Annotated in this window: 3 protein-coding genes; all 3 read left to right on the top strand. The window is 68.8% G+C overall.

The window, feature by feature from the left end; translation table 11 throughout:
• Positions 1-214: 214 nt before the first annotated feature.
• Positions 215-622 carry a hypothetical protein gene (locus tag C1J01_RS47305; protein ID WP_111185619.1) on the top strand — a complete coding sequence of 136 codons (408 nt, stop codon included), beginning with the start codon at positions 215-217 and terminating at the stop codon, positions 620-622.
• A gap of 40 nt (positions 623-662) precedes the next feature.
• Positions 663-1,013: a nuclear transport factor 2 family protein gene (locus C1J01_RS47300; protein WP_111185617.1), complete on the top strand. Its 351-nt coding sequence runs from the start codon at positions 663-665 to the stop codon at positions 1,011-1,013.
• Positions 1,014-1,567: 554 nt separating this feature from the next.
• On the top strand, positions 1,568-2,874 hold a 1,307-nt coding region (locus tag C1J01_RS47295), incomplete at its 3' end, for an MFS transporter (protein ID WP_111185621.1).

Genomic DNA, 2,874 nt, shown 5'->3' with positions numbered 1-2,874 from the left:
CCTCCAGCCCCTGGGGCGTCTTCCACCCTGCGCCACTCGGCACCACCTATCGGCCGCGAACCCTCCTGCCCCCCATGTGACGACGGCCACACAACGGCGTTCCCGCAGGTGAACACACTGCGGCGGATCACGCTTACCTGGCGCGTAATCGCGGCTCCTATCACCGGGCTGACATCTTTCAGGTGTCGCAACGGAAACCACTGAAGGAGCCGACATGACCGCCCTCACCGTCACCACCGACCGGACGAAGTTCCTGCGCCTCGCGCTGACCGCCGACGCCGTCGTCACCGGCGGCAACGGGCTGGTCTACCTCGCCTTCGCCGGCCCCGTGAGCACTCTGCTGGGCCCCGACACCGGCCTGCTGCGCGGCATCGGCGTCTTCCTCCTCGTGTACGGCGCCGCAGTCGGCCTCCTGGCCACCCGCCGCACGATCAGCCCGGCCGCCACCACAGCCGTGATCGCCCTGAACATCGCCTGGACGCTCGCCAGCGTCGCAGCCGTCGTCACCGGCACCCTCGGCTTCACCACGGTCGGCGCGATCTGGGCCGTCGCCCAGGCCCTGGTGGTCGCCGGCTTCGCCGAGTTGCAGATCACCGGCCTCCGCAAGGCCCGCGCCAAGTAAGCCCCGTCACCCCATCACCACACCCACAAGGAAAGAGACCATGAACCTCGTCGAACGCTACGTCGCCGTCTGGAACGAGACCGACCCCGCCGCCCGCGCCAAGGCCGTGGCGGAGCTGTGGACCGAGGATGCCACCTACACCGACCCCCTGGCCGACGTGGCCGGACACGACGGCATCGCCGCCGTGATCGAGGGCGCGCAGGGCATGTTCCCCGGCCTGGTCTTCACCCCCGGCGACCAGTACGACACCCACCACCACACCGCCCGCTTCACCTGGCACCTCGGCCCCAAGGACGGCGACCCGGTAGCGATCGGCTTCGACGTGGTCGAACTCGCCGAAGACGGCCGAATCCGCAAGGTCCTCGGCTTCCTCGACAAGGTCCCCTCCTAACCCACGGCCCCTGCTTCCGCCGCCGGGCAGCCATCCCCAACGGACCACCGTTCAAGAGGAGAACAGCAGCCCGGCAGCGGACGACCCGCAAGGAACTCATCGAAAAAGAGCTCCCCGACCCTCGGCCCCTGATCCACCACCGGACAGCTCCCCGCAACAGGCGTCAGTCAAAAGCGGCCAACAGTCCCCATCCCATCGCCGGACGCCAACCCCAACAGACTCCGGTCCACAGCCGAGAAGCCCTCACGCAACAAAACGGAGCAACACCGCGAAGAGTCCGGCGCGGCCGCACGACATCAACCCCGCAACAGCTTCCAAACCACAGCAGAAGAGCCACCAACCGCAACAGATCGGGACCCAGCACCGTGAAGCCGCTCACTCAGCGACCGCCCGATCCCGCCGAGGGAGCTGACCCATCTCCGGCACCCCTCAAACAGCGTCAGAGGACTGACTCCCCACCACGGCCCCCGGAACGAACTCCGGGGGCCGTCCCTGCATTCACCTGACGAAACTCATTTGCTCTCGCCCCCACCCCCACCGGACAATGTGGCCTCGTGCGACATCGAGTGAGACGCCTTGTTCGTCACCTTTCCATCGACCTGAGCCCCCTGCGCGATTCACGCGACTACCGGCTGCTCTTCAGTTCAGGCGTCATCACGATGTTCGGCACGATGATCGCCATGGTGGCGGTCCCGTACCAGATGAAGGAGCTCACCGACTCCTACCTGGCGGTCGGCCTGGTGAGCCTGGCGGAATTCGTACCGATGGTGGTGTGCGGCCTGTGGGGCGGGGCCATCGCCGACGCACTCGACCGCCGCAAGATCATCGTGCTGAGCGAGTTCGGCCTGCTGATCACCTCCTCGGCCCTCATGGTCAACGCGATGCTGCCCAACCCCCAGGTCTGGGTCCTGTACGTCATGGGCGCCGCTTCCACGGGCATCGCCTGCCTGCAGCGCCCCAGCCTCGAGGCCGTCATCCAGCAGGTGGTCAAGCACGACCAGCAGAGCGCCGCGGCCGTGCTGTCGAGCCTGCGCTGGAACTTCGGCGCCATCGTCGCCCCAGCCCTCGGCGGTCTCCTGCTCGCCCAGTACGGCCCCGCGCTGGCGTACGGGCTCGACTCGCTGACGTTCCTGCTGTCGCTGCTTCTCCTGTGGCGGGTCAGCTCGCTCCCGCCGTCCGAGGACGCCGCCCCCGCGTCGCTGAAGTCGCTGGTCGAGGGCGTACGGTACGCCGTGAGGCGCCACGACCTGATGGGCACGTACCTGGTGGACATCGCGGCGATGCTGTTCGCGATGGCGACGGCGCTCTACCCGTTCCTCGCCGACGAGCTGCGGGCACCCGAGGCGCTGGGCCTGTTCTACTCGGCCGCCGCCGTCGGCGCCTTGATCGCCTCGGTCACCGGCCGGTGGACGGCACGCGTGCGGCGCCACGGCCTCGGCGTCATCATCGCGGCCACCCTCTGGGGCGTGGCCGTGGCCCTGACCGCCCTGGCCCCGAACGTCTGGCTGGTCTTCGTCTGCATCGCCCTCGCCGGAGCCGCCGACATGATCAGCGGCATCTTCCGTATGACCATGTGGAACCAGACGATCCCCCAGGAGTTCCGCGGCCGCCTGGCCGGCATCGAGCTGCTCTCCTACGCCAGCGGCCCGATGCTCGGCAACGCCCGGGCCAGCCTGATGGCGAACATCGGCGGCACCCGCTTCTCCCTCGGCGCCGGTGGCCTGCTGTGCGTCGCCGCCGTCCTCGCCCTGGCCGCCGCTCTCCCCAAATTCCGCCGGTACGACGCCACCACCGACGAACACGCCCTCACCGAGAAAGCACGCCGCGAAGCCCTCCTCCAATCCCCCACCCAGGAAGCCCC

The organism is Nonomuraea aridisoli (genome assembly GCF_003236395.1).
GTDB classification, from domain to species: Bacteria; Actinomycetota; Actinomycetes; order Streptosporangiales; family Streptosporangiaceae; genus Nonomuraea; species Nonomuraea aridisoli.
Note: the sequence above shows the minus strand (reverse complement) of the source record. Positions and strands in the feature narration are given on the sequence as shown.